The organism is Dactylosporangium siamense (genome assembly GCF_016862795.1).
Classification (GTDB): domain Bacteria; phylum Actinomycetota; class Actinomycetes; order Mycobacteriales; family Micromonosporaceae; genus Dactylosporangium; species Dactylosporangium siamense.
In genome coordinates, this window is sequence record NZ_BONQ01000053.1 from 20,105 (window position 1) to 37,762 (window position 17,658).

General features: G+C 71.3%; 14 protein-coding genes. 8 read left to right on the plus strand and 6 right to left on the minus strand.

Going from position 1 to position 17,658, the window contains the following annotated elements; all coding sequences use genetic code 11:
• Nucleotides 1-4: 4 nt before the first annotated feature.
• Genes Dsi01nite_RS17890 through Dsi01nite_RS17900 form a run of 3 tightly spaced genes read right to left on the minus strand, consistent with a single transcriptional unit; the run spans nucleotide 5 to nucleotide 4,454 of the window.
• Nucleotides 5-1,630, minus strand: a complete 1,626-nt coding sequence (locus Dsi01nite_RS17890; protein WP_239135968.1) for an ABC transporter substrate-binding protein — start codon at nucleotides 1,628-1,630, stop codon at nucleotides 5-7.
• A complete protein-coding gene (locus tag Dsi01nite_RS17895; protein WP_203847310.1) occupies nucleotides 1,627-3,045 on the minus strand; it encodes an NtaA/DmoA family FMN-dependent monooxygenase in 1,419 nt (472 codons plus the stop codon). Before Dsi01nite_RS17895 ends, Dsi01nite_RS17890 begins: the two co-directional genes overlap by 4 nt.
• Nucleotides 3,042-4,454: an LLM class flavin-dependent oxidoreductase gene (locus Dsi01nite_RS17900; protein ID WP_308442060.1), complete on the minus strand. Its 1,413-nt coding sequence runs from the start codon at nucleotides 4,452-4,454 to the stop codon at nucleotides 3,042-3,044. The genes Dsi01nite_RS17895 and Dsi01nite_RS17900 overlap by 4 nt, the downstream gene beginning before the upstream one ends.
• Nucleotides 4,455-4,607: 153 nt before the next feature.
• On the opposite strand from Dsi01nite_RS17900, the gene Dsi01nite_RS17905 reads away from it, so the two are divergent.
• Together Dsi01nite_RS17905 and Dsi01nite_RS17910 are read left to right on the plus strand one after the other, a co-directional pair.
• Nucleotides 4,608-5,525 (plus strand): LysR family transcriptional regulator, encoded by a 918-nt coding sequence (locus tag Dsi01nite_RS17905; RefSeq protein WP_203847312.1) that lies wholly within the window; start codon nucleotides 4,608-4,610, stop codon nucleotides 5,523-5,525.
• 263 nt (nucleotides 5,526-5,788) lie between these two features.
• Complete coding sequence (locus tag Dsi01nite_RS17910) at nucleotides 5,789-9,157, plus strand: SIS domain-containing protein (RefSeq protein ID WP_203847313.1); 3,369 nt, start codon at nucleotides 5,789-5,791, stop codon at nucleotides 9,155-9,157.
• Here the strand turns inward: Dsi01nite_RS17910 and Dsi01nite_RS17915 are convergent.
• On the minus strand, nucleotides 9,149-10,189 hold the full coding sequence (locus tag Dsi01nite_RS17915; protein ID WP_203847314.1) for a LacI family DNA-binding transcriptional regulator: 1,041 nt from the start codon (nucleotides 10,187-10,189) through the stop codon (nucleotides 9,149-9,151). The two genes, Dsi01nite_RS17910 and Dsi01nite_RS17915, sit on opposite strands and share 9 nt — an antisense overlap.
• A 219-nt stretch (nucleotides 10,190-10,408) precedes the next feature.
• Between Dsi01nite_RS17915 and Dsi01nite_RS17920 the strand changes: the two genes are divergently transcribed.
• From Dsi01nite_RS17920 to Dsi01nite_RS17945, 6 genes are all read left to right on the plus strand, one after another.
• Nucleotides 10,409-12,403, plus strand: coding sequence for an RICIN domain-containing protein (locus Dsi01nite_RS17920; protein ID WP_239135971.1), 1,995 nt, complete (start codon nucleotides 10,409-10,411; stop codon nucleotides 12,401-12,403).
• Between the two features lie 103 nt (nucleotides 12,404-12,506).
• Entirely contained in the window at nucleotides 12,507-13,109 is a 603-nt protein-coding gene (locus Dsi01nite_RS17925; protein WP_203847316.1) for a carboxymuconolactone decarboxylase family protein, read from the plus strand.
• A gap of 224 nt (nucleotides 13,110-13,333) precedes the next feature.
• Nucleotides 13,334-14,245: an ABC transporter ATP-binding protein gene (locus tag Dsi01nite_RS17930; RefSeq protein WP_203847317.1), complete on the plus strand. Its 912-nt coding sequence runs from the start codon at nucleotides 13,334-13,336 to the stop codon at nucleotides 14,243-14,245.
• Complete coding sequence (locus Dsi01nite_RS17935; protein ID WP_203847318.1) at nucleotides 14,242-15,267, plus strand: ABC-2 membrane transporter-related protein; 1,026 nt, start codon at nucleotides 14,242-14,244, stop codon at nucleotides 15,265-15,267. The genes Dsi01nite_RS17930 and Dsi01nite_RS17935 overlap by 4 nt, the downstream gene beginning before the upstream one ends.
• Nucleotides 15,268-15,310: 43 nt before the next feature.
• Nucleotides 15,311-15,700, plus strand: coding sequence for a GntR family transcriptional regulator (locus Dsi01nite_RS17940; RefSeq protein ID WP_203847319.1), 390 nt, complete (start codon nucleotides 15,311-15,313; stop codon nucleotides 15,698-15,700).
• On the plus strand, nucleotides 15,697-16,569 hold the full coding sequence (locus Dsi01nite_RS17945; RefSeq protein WP_203847320.1) for an ABC transporter ATP-binding protein: 873 nt from the start codon (nucleotides 15,697-15,699) through the stop codon (nucleotides 16,567-16,569). The genes Dsi01nite_RS17940 and Dsi01nite_RS17945 overlap by 4 nt, the downstream gene beginning before the upstream one ends.
• Before the next feature lie 37 nt (nucleotides 16,570-16,606).
• Here the strand turns inward: Dsi01nite_RS17945 and Dsi01nite_RS17950 are convergent, their stop codons facing one another.
• Entirely contained in the window at nucleotides 16,607-17,290 is a 684-nt protein-coding gene (locus tag Dsi01nite_RS17950) for a hypothetical protein (RefSeq protein WP_203847321.1), read from the minus strand.
• Nucleotides 17,287-17,643, minus strand: coding sequence for a PadR family transcriptional regulator (locus Dsi01nite_RS17955; RefSeq protein ID WP_203847322.1), 357 nt, complete (start codon nucleotides 17,641-17,643; stop codon nucleotides 17,287-17,289). The genes Dsi01nite_RS17950 and Dsi01nite_RS17955 overlap by 4 nt, the downstream gene beginning before the upstream one ends.
• Between the last annotated feature and the right edge of the window lie 15 nt (nucleotides 17,644-17,658).

Sequence of the window (17,658 nt, forward strand, 5' to 3'; positions counted from 1 at the left end):
CGCCTCATCCCGTGAAGTACGCGTCGGAGAAGACCGGCTCGCCCTGGCTCTTCTCGAGCCACACGTTCTTGAGGTTCTGGGCGACCGCGTAGGTCGAGTTCTGCGTGTACAGGCCGATACCCGCCGCGTCGTCCTGGATGATCTTCTGCGCCTGGCCGTAGAGGTCGTTCGCCTTCGTGGCGTCGGGCTCGGAGTTGGCCTGCTGGATCACGGCGGACAGCGTCTCGTTGTTGTAGAAGGACCGGTTGCTGCCGTTCGGCTTCTCGGTGGTGGACGGGCGCCACACAATCCACAGGATCGACGGGGCCGGGCTGGTCCAGTAGGAGGGGGTCGCGTCGAACGTGCTCGGGTCGGTGTACTTGCCGCCCCACAGCTCGGCCTGGGTGGCCGGGATCAGCTTGATGTCGAAGCCGATCTGCTTCCACTGCTCCTGCAGCACCTGCAGGACGGTCGCGCCCTCCTGGGTGAAGATGAACCCGGAGCCGTAGACGAGCTTGATGGTCAGCGGCTTGCCGTCCTTGGTGCGGACCTTGTCCGCGTTGCGCTGCGTCCAGCCGGCCTCGTCGAGCAGCTGGTTGGCCTTGGCCGGGTCGTAGGCGTACGCCTTGGCGACCTCGGCGTTGTAGCCCGGGGTGGCCTGGCTGACCGCGGGGTTGCCCTCGTAGGGGATCACGCCGTGGAAGCCGGCCTCGACGGCGGACTTGCGGTCGGCGCCGTACGCGAACGCCTTGCGCACGGCCGCGTCGGTGAACGGGCCGGTCCTGGTGTTGATGTAGAACGACACCGGCTTGCCGGGTGTGATGTAGCGGATCGTCTGGTAGCGCGACTGCGCGTCCTTCCAGTTGACCGTCGGCACTTCGTAGACGACGTGTGACTCGCCGGTGCTCAGCGACGCGTACCGGGACACGCCGTCGGCGACGAACTTCCAGCGGACCTCGTCGACGATCGCCGGGCCTTCGTGCTTCGCGGTCGCCGGCCAGGACGTGTAGCCGGGGTTCTTGGCGAGCACGACCTCCTCGCCGTGCTTCCACTCCTTGACCGTGAACCCGCCGGAGCCGATCGGCTTCTCGCAGTTCTCCTTCTCGGTGCGGGACTTGAACGCCGTCGGTGACTGGATGCCGAAGTAGCCCTGGGTGGCGAGGGTCAGGAACGGCGGGAACGGCGTGTTGAACTCGATCTCGACGGTGCTCGCGTCGATCGCCTTCGCGGCCTTGTAGTACGGGTCGATCGACACCTTGGCGGTGCTGTTGCCGCCCTTGTTCTCCCAGTAGTCGAAGTTCCAGGCGACCGCCTCGGCGTCCACCGGCGTGCCATCGGTGAACTTCACGCCGTCCTTGAGGGTGAAGGTGTACTTGAGGCCGTCCGGCGACACCGCCCACTTCGTGGCCAGCCACGGCTTGACGGTGCCGTCCTCGGCGAGGGTGACGAGGCCGTCGAGGACCTGCCGGGAGATGTATGCCTGCTGGATCCAGCCGCCGAAGATGCACGGCGGTTCCTGGACGTGTCCGTAGACGATCGTGCCGCCGGCCTTCGGGGTCCCGCCGCCGGCCGCGGGGTCGCTGCCGCAGGCGCTCAGCGACGCGGTCGCGAGCACGGCGGCGGCGAGGACAGCAGCTGTTCGAGCCTTCACTGGGCTTCCTTCACGTCGGTGGGGAGTGGGTCGGTGATGCCGCTCACCGGGAGATTGGCGCCGCCGCGGTACCTGGCGCCGAAGTGCCGGTCGGGCAGCCGGTCACCGTCGCCGAAGATGCGGTCGCGGAGGGTTTCGCGTTCGTCGTATTCGCGGCGCAGCCGGCCACGGTCGCGCAGCACCGGCACGACCAGGTCGATGAAGTCGCGGGCGGTGTCGTGGGAGTGGTACTGCAGCAGGTTGATCCCGTCGATGCCGACCTCGTCGAGCCAGCGTTCGATCTCGTCGGCGACCTGTTCCGGGTCGCCGACCGCGAGCAGCGGCTGGCGGCCGAGGTCGCCGAAGCCTTCCAGGACCTCGCCGACGGTCTGCTCCGGGTCGATGACCCGGAACCGGCCGGCGCGGCCGTTTTTGTCACCGTCGCCGACCGCGTCCTTGACCTTCGTGTCCGGCGGGAACGCCGTCGGGTCCCACGGCAGGCCGGCGTGGGCCAGGTAGCCGTCGGCGCTGGCGAGCTCCTGGTAACGGGCGAACTTCTCCTTCGCCTCGGCCTCCGTCGGTGCCACGACCACGCCGGCGATGGTGACGAACCGGACGTCGTCGGCGCGACGGCCGGCGGCGACGGCCGCCGCGCGGATGCCCGCGATCGTCTTGCGCAGCGCCTCGGTGGTCGGGCCGCCGGTGAAGACGACCTCGGCGTGCTTGCCGGCGAACTTCGTGCCGGCCGCGCTGGCGGTCGCCGTGAACAGCACCGGCGTGCGCTGCCGGCTGGGCGACGGCAGGTGCGGCCCCTCGACCTTGAAGTATTCGCCCTCGTGGTGGATCGGGCGGATCTTCGCCGGGTCGGCGAACCGGTTGCCGTCGCGGTCGGCGACGATCGCGTCGTCGTCCCACGAGCCCTCCCACAGCTTGTAGAGGACGTCGAGGTACTCGTCGGCCCGCTCGAACCGGTTGTCGTGCTCGACCTCGCCGTCGTGGCCGAAGTTGCGGGCCGCGTTGGGCAGATAGGACGTGACGATGTTCCAGCCGACCCGCCCCTTGGTGAGGTGGTCGAGGGTGCTGAGCCGGCGGGCCCACGCGAACGGTGGCTCGTAGGTCGTGGAGAACGTGATGCCGAAGCCCAGGTGCTGGGTGACGGCCGCCATGGCCGGCACCACCGAGGCCGGGTCGTTGTTGGGGATCTGCAGGCCCTGCCGGATGGCGGTGGCCGCGGAGCCGCGGAACGTGTCGTAGGTGCCGACGACGTCGGCCAGGAAGACCGCGTCGAAGCCGCCCTCCTCCAGCAGCCGCGCGAGCTCGGTCCAGTACTCGATGTCGTTGAACCGCTCGCGGTTGTTGTCCGGCAGCCGCCACAGCCCGTGGGTGATGTGGCTGACGCAGTTCATCTCGAACAGGTTGAGGATGAGTCTTTTCATGCCGGCACCGCCGCGGTCCTGCGGTACTGCGCGGCGGGATGCGTGTCGGGCAGGCGGTCGCGGCCGAACAGCTTCTGCCGCAGCGTGCCCTCGGCGTATTCGCGCTGGGCCAGGCCGCGCTCGCGCAGCACCGGGATGACGTGGTCGACGAACTCCTCGTAACTGCCGGGGATCTCGGCGTTGACGACGTTGATCCCGTCGACGCCCGCCGCCCGCCAGCGCTCCAGCTGGTCCGCGATCTGCTCCGGGGTGCCGGTGACCCGGCCGTTGTGCGAGGTGTAGTGCGCGACGTCGCGCAGCGTCGGCGGCCGGTCGGTGACCAGGTCGTTGATCCAGCCGAGGATCGACTGGACGCCCTCGGTCTCGAGCTCGCCGACGGGCCGGTCGAGGTCCTCGTGGCCGAAGTCGATGCCGATCGCGCCGGACATGTGCGACAGCTGCCCGTCGTAGTCGATCCACTGGTCGAGCTCGTCGCTGCGGCGCTTCGCCTCCTCCTCGGTCGAGCCGACGACGAAGTGCAGGCCCTGGAAGAACTTCAGGTCCTGCGGCGAGCGCCCGTGCCCGACCGCGCGGGCCCGGATGTCGGCGGTGTCGCGGGCCGCGGCCTGGACCGTCGGCGCGACGATGAAGACCGCCTCGGCGTTCTTCGCGGCGAAGGTGCGGCCGGCCTCGGACGCGCCGGCCTGGAACAGCAGCGGCGTGCGCTGCGGCGACGGGCTCACCAGGTGCGGGCCCTCCACCTGGTAGCGCGGGCCCTCATGGTTGATCCGGTGGATCTTGTCGTAGTCGGCGTGGACGCCAGTCTCGCGGTCCTGCACCAGCGCGTCGTCCTCCCACGAGCCCTCCCAGAGCTTGTAGGCGACGTCGACGTACTCGTCGGCCCAGGCGTAGCGCTCGTCGTGCTTCGTCAGCCCTTCCAGGCCGAAGTTGCGCGAGGCGTTGGGCAGGTAGTTGGTGACGATGTTCCAGGCGACCCGGCCCTTGCTGGCGTGGTCGAGGGTGGAGATCCGCCGGGCGAAGTTGAACGGGTGCTCCTGCAGGATCGACGCGGTGAACGCGATGCCGAGGTGTTGCGTGGCGTAGGCGATCGCACTGGCCAGGACCGACGGGTCGTTGCTCGGCACCTGCAGGCCCGCCTCGACGTACTTGCGCTCGTCGCCGCGGTAGGGCGCGTAGAGGCCGACGACGTCGGCGAAGAAGATCGCGTCGAAGGTGCCGCGCTCCAGGGTCTTCGCGAGGTCGACCCACAGGTCGAGGCTGTTGAAGTCGGCCTGGCGCGCGGTCGGGCGGCGCCAGGTCCCCTGGATGATGTGGCCGGTGGTGTTCATGACGAAGGCAGCGAAATGTAGGGGTCGCTCGGGCATACGTCGTCTCCAGTGCCGCGGGACAGCGGGGGTTGGTGCCCTCATCGGGCCGGGCCGGCCGCTGGCCAAGGTGTCGTCAGCGACCCCTCGGGTATCTCGGTAAATACTATAGACTTAGTAGGGTATCGACGCGCAAGGCCCCGGGTTGAAGGCGTTGTCGATCCCCCCGACGACGTCGCCGATCACCTGGGAGTGCGCATGCGCATCGAGCAGCTCACCTACCTCGCCGCCGTGACCAGGCACGGCTCGCTGCGCCGCGCCGGCGAGCAACTCCACGTGTCGCAGCCCGCGCTCAGCGAGGCGATCCGCAAGCTCGAACAGGAGCTCGGGGTGGCCCTGCTGGACCGGCGCCGCTCCGGCGCCCGCATCAGCGCCGCCGGCCAGGAGCTGCTGCAGCCGATCGTCGACGTCCTGGAGGCGGTCGACCGGCTCAAGGCCGCCGCGGGCAACCAGCGCACCACCCGCCGGACGCTGCGCATCGGCACCGTCAACGCGGGCACCGCCGCACTGGTCCTGCCCGCCGTGCGCGCCCTCCAGGCCGCCGACAGCGCCACCGTCGTCGAGGTCCGCAACCTGCAGCAGGACGAGATCCACGTCTCCCTCGCCGAGGGCACCCTCGACCTGGGCCTGGTCAACCTGCTCGACGGTGACGACGTGCCGCCGGATCTGGAGGCGACCCCACTGCTGGTCGGCAGCCCCGCCGCGGTCCTGCCCGCCGGCCATCCGCTCGCCGCCGGCGCCGAGGTCACCGTCGACGACCTGCGCGCCGAACGGTTCGTCGCGATGCGATCCGGCTATCTCATGCACCGGTTCGCGCACCGCCTCTTCGGCGCCGAACTGCCCACCCGCTGGCACTCCACCGACGGTGCCGAGATGGGCAAGATGATGGTCGCGGAGGGCATCGGCCTCACCGTGCTGCCCGACTACAGCGTGCTCGGCGACCCCCTCGAGCGGGCCGGCCTGATCATGACAAGGCCCATCAAAGGCGACACGACCGTCATCACCATGGCGGCGCTGCACCGCCGGCAGGCCCGCGTCCCACCCGCCGTCGTCGAGCTGCTCGACCACCTGCGCGACCGCGCGCGGCAGGCGCTCCCGGCCCGGCCGTCAACCTGAATCCGTCACCGTGCGCTGCCACGGTCGCTACGCTCGGCATACTCAACGAGCATCGCGCCAGCAAATCGCGCATCTGACATGCGCGATTTTCCAGGCATGCTGAGCTGCTGTTATCTGATTGTGGTGATCGTTTGATGACTCCGGCGACGATGTTGCGCGCACCACGGATGGGCGATCGCTGCTAGCGTCTTGCCTTGGACAGCGCCAGGGCGCACCGGGTAGGTAGCGAAGGGGTTTACGAGGTGTGTGGGATCGTCGCCGCAGTGCCGGACTACAGCGTCCAGCTCGATGAGGTCACCGCAACGCAGCTGCTGGACAGCGTGCCCGAGCCCCCGGCGGCCGACCCGGCCGGCGCGGCGGCGCACGCCGGGCTGACCGGCCTCCTCGGTGTGCTGGTGAAGGACCTGTCGGCGGCGGTGGCGCTGCACACCGAGCCGACCGGGTGCTACCGGCTGACGGTCGACGCGACCCTGCGCACGCGGCTGCAGGCCCGGGTCGACGGGCACACCGCATGGCTCGACGCGCTGGACCGCGGACTCGACGAGGGCGGGCAGGTCCTGGACCCCGAGCAGCTGGAGTCGGTCCAGCGGCTCGCCGGGCAGGCCCGGGACCTGCTGTGGACCATCGCGAACGACCGGATCCAGGTGGCCGAGCGGGTCAGCCGGCTGGCCCGCGGCGGGCTCGCCGACGTCAACGTGGGCCGCGCGTGCCTCGCGATCGACGCGACCCTCGAGGCGATCGACCGGCTCGAGGTCCGCGGCCGCGACTCCGCCGGCCTGCAGGTCTGGGTGACCCTCGACGAGACGGACCGGGCCGCGGCGGCCGGCCTGCACTCCGGGCGCACCGACCCCAGCTATGGCCACACGGCGGTGACGCTGCTGGACCGGGGCCTGACGCTGGTCTACAAGCGGGCCTCGATCATCGGCCGGCTCGGCGACAACGTCGCGTTCCTCCGCGCCGCGATCGAGGCCGACGACTTCCTGCACGCGGTCCTCGCCATGCCCAGCGCCCGGGTCACCGTGCTCGCGCACACCCGGTGGGCGAGCGTCGGGCGCATCAGCGAGGCCAACGCGCACCCGGTCGACAGCACCACCCGCGCACAGGGCGCCCGCGGCTACGCGACGGCCGTGCTCAACGGCGACATCGACAACCACCTCGACCTGCGCGAGACCCTGGACCTGCCGGTCGACGAGGCGGGCATCACCACCGACGCCAAGGTCATCCCGGTCATGCTGCGCCGCGAGCTCGACGCCGGCACCGACCCCATCCAGGCGTTCGCCGCCTCGATCCGCCGGTTCCACGGCTCGTTCGCCATCGCCGCGCAGAGCGACGCCGACCCGGACCGTCTGCTGCTCGCGGTGCGCGGCAGCGGCCAGGGGCTCTACGTCGGCTTCGCGCCGGCCTGTTTCCTCGTCGCGAGCGAGGTGTACGGGCTGGTCGGCTGGACCGACCGCTACCTGCGTCTGGACGGGGCGGTCGTGGACGGCGACGGCGAGCACGGCACCGTGGTGGCGCTCAGCCGGGCCGGCGCCGGCACGCTCGCGGCCGTGGAGCGGTTCTCGGTGCTGGGCCGGCCGGTGCCGGTCACCGAGGAGCACGTGTCGACGGCCGAGATCACCACGCGTGACGTCGCCCGCGGCTCGTTCGAGCACTACCTGGTCAAGGAGATCACCGAGGCGCCGTCGTCGTTCCGCCGCAGCCTGCGCGGCCGGATCGTGGCTGATGGCGAGCACCTGACCACGGTGCTCGGCGAGGCGTCCCTGCCCCGCAAGCTGCGCGACCGCTTCGCCGCCGGGGAGATCACCGAGCTGCTCTTCATCGGCCAGGGGACCGCGGCCGTCGCCTGCCGCGGCATCGCCAACGTGGTCCGCCCGCTGCTGCAGCCGGCGATCGCGGTCGAGGCGATGCCCGCGACCGAGCTGTCGGCGTGGGGCCTGCGACCCGACATGTCCTCGGTGTGCATCGTGGCGGTCAGCCAGTCCGGCTCCACCACCGACACCAACCGGGCCGTCGACATGGTCCGGGCCCGCGGCGCGGCCGTGCTGGGCATCGTCAACCGGCGCGACAGCGACCTGGCGCACAAGAGCGACGGCGTGCTGTACACCTCCGACGGCCGCGACGTGGAGATGGCGGTCGCCTCCACCAAGGCGTTCTACTCGCAGGTCGCCACCGGCTCGGTGCTGGGCCTGCACCTCGCCCGGGTCTGCGGCCGGCTGGCGGCGGAGCTCGAGAACACCCTGCTGCACGCGCTGCTGGAGATGCCCAACCAGCTCGCCGAACTGCGCGCCCAGGAGCCGGTGATCGCCCGGATCAGCGAGGTCGCGCTGCGCTACCCGCACTGGGCCGTGGTCGGGTCGGGGCCCAACCGGGTCGCCGCCGAGGAGGCCCGGATCAAGCTGTCCGAGCTGTGCTACAAGACCATCTCCACCGACGCGGTGGAGGACAAGAAGCACGTCGACCTCTCCGCCGAGGCGTTCATCCTCATCTGCGCCGCCGGCACCCCGCCCGGCCAGGTGCGCGACCTGGCCAAGGAGGTCGACATCTTCGCCGCGCACCGCAACGCGCCGGTGATCATCGTCGACGAAGGCATGGACGTGCCGTGGGCCACCGAGTGGGTCGTCCGGGTCCCGGCCGCACACCCGGTGTTCGCCTGGATCCTCAGCACCGCGGCCGGCCACCTCTTCTCGTACCACACCGCCCGGGCGATCGACGCGAAGGCCGATCCGTTGCGCGGCGCGCTCGCGGCCCTGGAGCTGTCCGTCGATAATGGACAGACCGCCCTGCAGGACATCGAGCGGGCCTGCACGGATCTGCACCCGTTCCTCGCCGACGCCGCCGAGGGCACGATGCGCGGGGTGCTGTCCAGCGACACCGCGCTGCGCCTGTCCGACGCGGCGCTGCTGCTGCGGCACGGCGGCTCGCTGGTCACCGCGCCCAGGGTGGCCGCCGACCCGATCGACTACACCCGGGCCCGGATCACCGGTGCCGTCGACGAGCTGACCCGCTCGATCGACTCGGTCAAGCACCAGGCCAAGACCGTGACCGTCGGCACCTCCCGCGGCGACTCGGACCTGGTGGACAACCCGCTGACCCGGGCCATCGCCGGCGTCGGCGCCGACCCGTCGACGATGAGCTACTCGGTGCTGGTCGCACTGCGGGCCTTCGCCCGGGTCGTCGACCACGTCGACGGCGCCACCCGGTATCAGCTGGGCTGGTCCCCGCAGCGCACCACCATCCGGGTCGTGCGCCGCTCCGGGGTGTCCGAGGGCCTGCCCAGCCGGGCCGGCGACGGCGCGGACCTGAGCGGCTCGAAGTGGCTGGCGGTGCAGTCGCGGATGGTGCGCCTGGTCCGCGGCGCCCGCGACGGCCGCCTCGTCCTGCTGGTGCCCGAGCTGACCGGCGCCCGGATCAACGCCCTGACGCTGCTGCACGTCGGCCTGCACGACACCGCGGAGGCGGCGCACCTGAGCGAGATCCTCGACGCCACCGGCACCCGCCTCGACGAGATCCAGGCCACGGTGACCGAGCTGGACAGCCGGTTCGACGTCGACTCCCTGGCGAAGCTGCCGGTGGAGACGGTCCTGCTCGCTCCGGTCGACGAGGTGGCCCGCTCGATCGCCGGCTCAGCCTGACCCCTTGACCGGGGCGGTGGTGCCGCGGATCACCAGCTCGGTGGACAGCTCGACGTGCAGTCCTTCGAGCTGGTGACGGTCCAGCAGCCGGATGATGAGGCTGACCGCCATCCGGCCCATCTCCTCCAGGGGTTGCCGGACGGTGGTCAGCGGCGGGGTCGTGGCCTGCGCCAGGTCGATGTCGTCGAAACCGGTGACCGACAGGTCGGCCGGGACCCGTAGGCCGCGGTTGGCGGCGGCGGTGAGGACGCCGGTGGCCACCTTGTCGTTGAAGCCGACGATCGCGGTGGGCGGGTCGGGCAGTTCGAGCAGTTCACCGGCGGCGTGGTGGCCGAACTGCGCGGTCGGTTCGGCGGCGCGCACCAGCTCGTGGTCGACGAGCCGGCCGACGTCGGCGAGGGCGGAGGCGTGCCCGGCGAGGCGGGCCTTGCCGGCGAGCCAGTTGCCGGGTCCGGCCAGGACGCCGATGCGGCGGTGGCCGAGGCGCAGCAGGTGCTCCGTCACGGCCCGGGCGCCGGCGAAGTGCGCGGCCGAGACGGCCGGGATGTCCCGGGGTGGCCGGGTGCGCGGGTCGACGACGACGAACGGGAACCCGGTCGCGTTGAGCTGTTCCAGCTGCCCGCTCGGCTCCGGCGGCAGGATGAGGATGGCGCCGCCGACGCCGGGCCGCTCGGCGAGGCCGGGCAGCACGTCCTCCTGCTGGGCGAACTGGCCGGCGTCGAGCACCGCGTGCCGGCCGTGCCGCTGCAGCGTCTCCGCGATCGAGGACACGATCAGCCCGAAGTAGTCGGTGAGCTGATACGGGCAGCGCACGAAGACCGCGCGCGGCTGCGCCGGGTCCGCGCGGGCGCCGCCGGCGCGCGGGCGGGGCGCGTGCGGCCCGAGCCGCTCCATCGCCGCCCGGACCAGTTCGCGGGTCTGCGGTGCGACGTGCGCGTAGCCGTTCAGGACGCGGGACACCGTCGCGATCGACAGCCCGGTCTCCGCGGCGACCTCCCGGACCGTCACGCCCCGGCTAGCCATTTGTTTCATCCCGCTGTTTCATATCGGGCAATATAGCTGCCTTTTCAGACCCGTTGACAGGGCTACATCGAGATGTTTCTCTTGTTCCCCGCCGTTACATCCGCTGTTACAACCGTTTCAGAGCCCGGCGCCCCGCCAAGGCGCGCACACCCCGTCATCAGCCTCGCAGGAGGACGCATGCACCCTCGTCAGCGCAATTTGTGGCGAAAACTCACCATTCCAGGATTGGTGCTCGGGCTCGCCGCCGCCACCACCGTCTGGCTCGGCGCCACCTCCGCACAGGCGGCGACCGGCCCCACCGTGACCTCGTGGGTCACCACCCCGGACCGGTCGCAGCTCCTGGCCCGCGGCGCGAGCCCCGTGTTCAACACCGACGGCAGCCGCCCCGGCCAGATGATCACCATCGACCCGTCGCGGACGTACCAGACCATGGACGGCTTCGGCGCGTCCGTCACCGACTCGTCGGCCGCCGTGCTCTACCGGCTGCCGGCGGCGCAGCGCGACCAGGTGCTGACCTCGATCTTCCACCCGGTCGACGGCATCGGCATGAGCTTCCTCCGCCAGCCGATCGGCGGGTCGGACTTCATCGACGAGGCCCCCTACACCTACGACGACCTGCCCAGCGGCCAGACCGACCTGGCCATGGCGCGCTTCAGCGTCGCCCACGACGAGGCGCAGATCCTGCCGGTGCTGCGCCGCGCGCTCCAGCTCAACCCGACCCTCAAGGTCATGGCCTCGCCGTGGGGCCAGCCGGCGTGGATGAAGGCGAACGCCTCGGTCATCGGCGGACGGCTGAAGGACGATCCCGCGATCTTCCGGGCCTACGCGCTGTACCTGCTGAAGTTCGTGCAGGCATACGAGGCGGCCGGGGTCCCGATCTACGCCCTCACGGTGCAGAACGAGCCGCAGAACCGCACCCCCGACTCCTACGCCGGCACCGACATGCCGGTCGCCCATCAGGCCGCGATCATCAACGAGCTCGGCCCGATGCTCCGCGACGCCGGGCTGTCCCGCGTGAAGATCATCGGCTACGACCACAACTGGACCCAGCACCCCGACGACGCCGCGGACGCCGCCCGCCTCGGCGTGCCGGCCGAGCCGAACTACCCCTACGACCTGTTGCGGACCTCCGCGGCGCAGTGGATCGCCGGCACCGGCTACCACTGCTACAGCGGCGACGCCAACGCGCAGACCGCGCTGCACAACGCGTTCCCGGCCAAGGACATCTGGTTCACCGAGTGCTCCGGCTGGCACGGCGCGGCGGACAACGCCGCCAAGTACTTCGCCGACACCCTCAACTGGCACGCCCAGAACGTCGAGCTCGGCACGGTCCGCAACTGGGCCAAGGCGGTCGTGAACTGGAACCTGGCCCTGGACTCCCAGGGCAACCCGCACAACGGCGGCTGCGGCGACGCGACCGGCTGGTGCACCGGCGTGGTGTCGGTCGACGGCACCACCGTCACCCGCAACGCCGAGTACTACGCCCTGGGTCACTTCAGCAAGTTCCTGCGGCCGGGCGCCGTCCGCGTGCACACCGACAACGCCGGCGACCTGCACAACGCGGCGTTCCGCAACCCCGACGGCTCGATGGTGCTGGTGGCCAAGAACATCGGCGGCGGCACCCAGACGTTCGGCGTGACCTGGAACGGCATGTTCGTGCCCTACACCGTGCCCCCGAACGCGCTGGTCACCCTCACCTGGCCGGCCGGCGGCAGCACTCCTACCAGCAACCCGCCGACGTCGCCCACGCCCAGCACTCCTCCGGCGACGTCGATCAACCCGGCAGCCTGGTACGAGGTGAGCAACACCAACAGCGGCAAGTGCCTCGACGACGCCAACCGCGGCACCGCCAACGGCACCGTCCTGCAGCAGTGGGCCTGCAGCGTCCCCGCCGCCACCAACCAGCAGTGGCAGTTCCGCCCGACGAGCAACGGCTACTACCAGGTCGTCAGCCGGCACGCCACGAACCTCGTCTGGGACGTCAACGGCGGCGCCGGCGCGACCGGCGACGGCACCCAGGTCCACCTGTGGGCCTACGCGGGCGGCACCAACCAGCAGTGGCAGCCGGTCCACCTCGGCAACGGCCTCTACCGGTTCACCGCCCGCAACAGCGGCAAGTGCCTGGACGTCCGGGACGTCTCGACCGCCGACGGCGCGTGGCTGCAGCAGTGGACCTGCACGGGCGGTCCCGCCCAGACCTTCCGCCTGGTGCAGCGGCCGTAACCACCGCCGGTGCCGGCACCGCAGCGCTCCCGCGGTGCCGGCACCGGTGTCGCGTTCCCGGCCGACCAGCGCCCCCACGCCGCCCATCGGCGAGGCTGGTGCGGTGGACACCATCGGTTTTCTCGCCGCCCCGGAGGCGACCCCCGAAGCGCAGCGACTGCTGGACGAGGACCTCGCCGAGCTCGGGTTCGTCATGAACGTCTCGCGCCTGTGGGCCTACCAGCCGGACACCATGCAGGGCCTGTTCGAGCTGATCGGACGGGCCAACGCGACCGACCGGCTCAGCCTGCGCCAGCGCGGCATTCTCGTCGTCGCCTGCGCGTCGGCGGCCGGTGACTCCTACTGCGCCCTGTCGTGGGGTGGCAAGCTCGCCGGGGTCAGCGACGCGGAGACCGCCGCCGGCGTCATCGCCGGCACCGACGACCGGCTGACCGCCGCCGAGCGGGTCATGGCCGGCTGGGCGCGCAAGGTCGCCCGCACCCCGAACGCCACCACCGCCGAGGACGTGCAGCAGTTGCGCGACGCCGGGTTCACCGACTCGCAGGTCTTCACCATGACGGTGTTCGTGGCGCTGCGGCTGGCCTTCGCCACCGTCAACGACGCGCTCGGGGCACGCCCGGACCGCGCCCTGCACGACACCACGCCGCCCGCCGTCCGGGAGGCCATCACCTTCGGCCGCCCGGTCGACGGGTCATCCGGCGGCTGACCTCCACGCAACACCCGGAAAGGCCCTCGCCCACCCGCCGCGGCGAGGGCCTTCCGTTGCACAGGGGCATGCGCCAGCGCCGCTCGCCATTGACGCCATCCGATCCCGACGATCGATACGGGTCACCCGGCGAGCGTCATTGTGCTACGTTACTAGTTATCTACCAGTTAGGTGGTTCCAAGGTCTGTCCGAGACGACATCGAGAAGGGCCACGAGGGTGCGAGATGACATCTGTCCTGCGTGCTGACGGGCTGACGAAGCACTACGGGCGCCACCCCGGGCTCGTCGAAGCCGACCTGGACATCCCGGCCGGACGGGTCGTCGGCCTGGTCGGGCCGAACGGCGCCGGCAAGTCCACGCTGCTCGGGCTGACCAGCGGCCTGATCGAGCCGACCTCGGGCACCATCGAGGTCCTCGGCAGCCGCCCCGCGGCCAGCGGTTCGCAGCTGGCCCGGGTCGGGTTCGTCGCCCAGGACACGCCGGTCTACGCGGGCCTGTCGGTCGGCGACCACCTGCGGCTCGGCGCCCGCCTCAACCAGCGGTGGGACGAACAGCTCGCCCGCCGGCGGATCGCCCAGGTCGGCCTGGACCTGAGCCAGAAGGCCGGCCGGCTCTCCGGCGGGCAGCGGGCCCAGCTCGCGCTGACCATCGCCGCGGCGAAGCGGCCGGAGCTGCTCATCTTCGACGAGCCCGTCGCGGCGCTCGACCCGCTCGCGCGGCGGCAGTTCCTGCAGCACCTCATGGAGTTCGTCAGCGAGCTCGAGGTCACCGTGATCCTGTCGTCGCACCTGCTCGGCGACCTCGAGCGGGTCTGTGACCACCTGGTCCTGCTGGCCTCGGCCCGCGTGCAGCTCGCGGGTGAGGTCGACGACCTGCTCAGCACGCACTACCGGATCGTCGGGTCGCGCGACGACGTCGCGCACCTGCCGCCCGGGTTCGACGTCATCAGCGCCGAGCACCGCGGCCGGCAGAGCACCCTCGTGGTGCGCCGGACCGACACCACGCCGATCCCGCGGTCGTTCGCCAACGCGGAGCGGCTCGACCTCGAAGAGATGGTGCTCGCCTACCTGACCCGGGCGACCGACCCGTCGGGCGCCGCCTCCCACCACTCGCCGGCCCTGGAGACATTGCGATGATCTGGCTCACCTGGCGTCAGTTCCGCGGCCAGTTCCTGGCCACCGTCGGCCTGCTCGCCGTGCTCGTGGCATACCTGCTGTATCTCGGCGTCACGATCCGCGACGCGTATGACAGCGACATCGTCGGCTGCGTCGCGGCCAGGGGCTGCCTCATCGACGACGCGACGGCCTCGTTCATCCGGGACTACCGCGGGCCCGTGACGATCCCGTCGATCGTGCTCATGATCCTGCCCGCGCTCATCGGGGTCTTCTGGGGCGCACCGCTGATCACCCGCGAGCTGGAGACCAACACCCACCGGCTGGTGTGGAACCAGAGCGTGACGCGCACCTACTGGCTGGCGATCAAGCTCGGCTTCATCGGCCTGGTGAGCCTGGTGCTGACGGGAACGCTGAGCGTCCTGCTCACCTGGGCGGCCAGCCGCTACGACCTGGTCGGCGGCAACCGCTTCGACCAGATGTCGTTCGCGTCGCGCAACATCGCGCCGCTCGGCTACATCGTGTTCGCGGTCGTCCTCGGCACGTTGCTCGGCATGGTCACCCGCCGCACAGTGCCGGCGATGGCGGTCACCCTGCTCATCATCGGCGTCGTGCAGGTGCTCGCGCCGACCCTGGTCCGGCCCTACCTGCGGGCGCCGGTCACGGTGTCCGTGGCCTACAACGCGGAGACCCGGGCCCGCGGCGGGTCGCTGGACATCCCCAGCAGCAACCCGCTGTCCATCACCGGTTACTCCATCCCGGGCGCCCTCACGCTGACCGACCGCACGTCGCTGCGCAACGCCGGTGGCACGGAGGTCCGTGCCACCGACGTGAAGGACTGCCTCGCCGACGAAGGGGTGACGTCGACCGACGGGTGGCAGCAGGTGGAGCGCTGCATCGCCGCGAAGAACCTGCACTTCGACCTGGAGGCGCAGCCCGCCAACCGGTACTGGTCGTTCCAGTGGATCGAGTTCGGCGCGTTCGTCGGGCTCGGCCTGCTCCTGTCGGGGCTGGCGTTCTGGCGGATCCGGCACGTGCGAGGCTGATGAGCGGCAACGGAAACGGGATGAGGCAAGTGGTGGTGACGGCTTGATCGACTTCCAACTGGACGTCCGCTCCGGTGTTGCACCGTATGTGCAGCTCGTCCAGCAGGTGAGGCACGCGCTGCGCCTCGGCATGCTGTCCGTCGGAGACCAGTTGCCGACGGTCAAGGAAGTCGTCGCCAGCCTGGCGATCAACCCCAACACGGTGCTCAAGGCCTACCGCGAGCTCGAGCACGAGGGGCTGGTCACCGCCCGCCAGGGCGTGGGCACGTTCGTGACCCGCAGCCTCGTCGACGACTCCCTGCCGGCCCACGAGCCGCTGCGGCAGGAGCTGTTGCAGTGGTTCGCGAAGGCGTACAAGGCCGGGCTCGACGCGGAGAACATCGAGGCGCTGTTCAGGACGACGTTCCGCACCGCCCTGGGGGCGAAGCGATGAACCACGCCGTCAAGGCCGTCGGCCTCGGCCTGCGATACGGGCAGCGCGACGCGCTGACCGACTGCACCCTGGAGATCCCGGAAGGCAGCGTCGTCGGCCTGGTCGGGCCCAACAGCGCCGGCAAGTCGACCCTGCTGTCCCTGATCTGCGGCCTGCTGGAGCCGTCCACCGGCACCATCAGCGTCCTCGGCGCCCGGCCCGGCGTGAGCGCCGCGCATTTGGCCCGCGTCGGCTTCGTCGCGCAGAACATCCCGCTGTACGACAACCTCACCGTGGCCGAGCACCTGCGCCTCGGCGCCAAGCTCAACCCGCGCTGGGACCAGCGGCTCGCCGACGAGCACCTGCAGCCGCTGCGCGGCGACCTGAAACGCAAGGCCGGGCAGCTCTCCGGCGGCCAGCGGGCCCAGCTCGCCCTGGCGCTCGTCGCCGCGAAGCGCCCCGAGCTGCTGGTGCTCGACGAGCCGGTCGCGGCGCTGGATCCGCTGGCCCGACGGCAGTTCCTGCGCCGGCTGATGGAGCTCGTCGCCGACCTCCAGGCCACGGTCGTGCTGTCCTCCCACCTGATCAGCGATCTCGAGCGGGTCTGTGACCAGCTGATCGTCCTGACCCGCGGCCGGGTCCAGCTCGCCGGTCCGGTCGAGGACATCCTCACCACCCACTACCGGCTGCTGCGCCCGTCCGGCGACCCCGACGGCCTGCCCGACGGCACCGAGATCATCCAGGCGCTGCACACCGACCGCCAGAGCACCCTGACCGTGCGGTCCACGCTGCCGATCCCGGGCGCCGCGCCGCACGTGCAGCGCCTCGACCTGGAGGAGGTCGCGCTGGCCTACATGGGTCGCGCCCAGGGAGCCGACGAGCAGGACTGACCGGCCCCGCGGCGGAGTGCGGCAGGACGGTGCCCCGCTAAGGGCGGCCACCTGCTTCGGCGGTCCCGCCGCTGGTGATGGACCAGCGGCGGGCCAGCACCGTCGTGGCCAGGAACCCGACAAGGACGATGGCCACCTCGGCGCCGATGGCGAACGGGGTGAGGGGATAGTCCAGGGCGTTGCCGAAGGCGACCGCCGCGGCGACCGCGGCGGCCACGGCCGGTGGCAGCAGCAGCGCCATGCGGGTGGTGGTGTGGCGGATGCGGGGAGCGTCGCGGAGCAGGACACGCACGGTGAACACCGAGCCGGCGATGGTGACCGCCGCGACGCCGGCGTAGAAGCCGCCGCCGGCGAGCCACACCGGGACGTGCACGCTGCGCGGCAGGTCGAAGGCCGCGACGAAGGCCTCGTGCAGTCCGGTGGCCAGCACGAAGCCCACGATGAGCGCGACCACCGCACCGAAGAAGGCGGCGGCGAGGATCGGGCCGTAGCGCGGAGGGAGCCGCTCGACGCCGGCCTCCTCGGCGAGCCGGCGCGCGAACGCGGCGGGGTCGGCGCCGAGCAGCTCCGCCGGGGCGAGACCGTCGGCCTGCGCCGCCTCGAGCTCGGCGCGCAGGTCGGTGCCGAGGGCCAGCCGGTCGCCACGCTGGACGCCGAGCGTGCGCCACTGCCGGTCCGCGGCGGCGAGAAGATCGTCAACGGGTGATGCCGACGTGCTCATGCGGAAGTTCCTTTCACGTCGAGGGTGGCGTTGACGACTCCGGCGAACTGGATCCACTGCTCGCGCCAGGCGGACAGTCGCTCGTGGCCGGTGTCGGTGAGCCGGTAGACCTTGCGGGGCGGGCCAGTGGGGCTGGGCTCCAGCGCGTTCGCGACGAGACCGAGCCGGTGCAGCCGGGTGATCAGCGGATAGACGGTGCCGTAGCTCACCGCGCCGAAGCCGGCGGTGTCGAGCCGCCGGACCAGCTCGTAGCCGTGCGCGGGCTCCGCGGCGAGCAGCGCGAGCAGGCACATGTCCAGGCTGCCGCGCAGCAGCTGGGCCTGCCGTTCCGCTGCGTCGTCAACAGCTATCATGCGGTACATAATACC

Coding starts and splice junctions, on each gene's coding strand:
- Dsi01nite_RS17895 (WP_203847310.1), bottom strand. CDS start 3,045: ATGAAAAGACTCATCCTCAACCTGTTCGAGATGAACTGCGTCAGCCAC.
- Dsi01nite_RS17900 (WP_308442060.1), bottom strand. CDS start 4,454: ATGAGGGCACCAACCCCCGCTGTCCCGCGGCACTGGAGACGACGTATG.
- Dsi01nite_RS17905 (WP_203847312.1), top strand. CDS start 4,608: ATGCGCATCGAGCAGCTCACCTACCTCGCCGCCGTGACCAGGCACGGC.
- Dsi01nite_RS17915 (WP_203847314.1), bottom strand. CDS start 10,189: ATGAAACAAATGGCTAGCCGGGGCGTGACGGTCCGGGAGGTCGCCGCG.
- Dsi01nite_RS17930 (WP_203847317.1), top strand. CDS start 13,334: ATGACATCTGTCCTGCGTGCTGACGGGCTGACGAAGCACTACGGGCGC.
- Dsi01nite_RS17935 (WP_203847318.1), top strand. CDS start 14,242: ATGATCTGGCTCACCTGGCGTCAGTTCCGCGGCCAGTTCCTGGCCACC.
- Dsi01nite_RS17945 (WP_203847320.1), top strand. CDS start 15,697: ATGAACCACGCCGTCAAGGCCGTCGGCCTCGGCCTGCGATACGGGCAG.
- Dsi01nite_RS17950 (WP_203847321.1), bottom strand. CDS start 17,290: ATGAGCACGTCGGCATCACCCGTTGACGATCTTCTCGCCGCCGCGGAC.
- Dsi01nite_RS17955 (WP_203847322.1), bottom strand. CDS start 17,643: ATGATAGCTGTTGACGACGCAGCGGAACGGCAGGCCCAGCTGCTGCGC.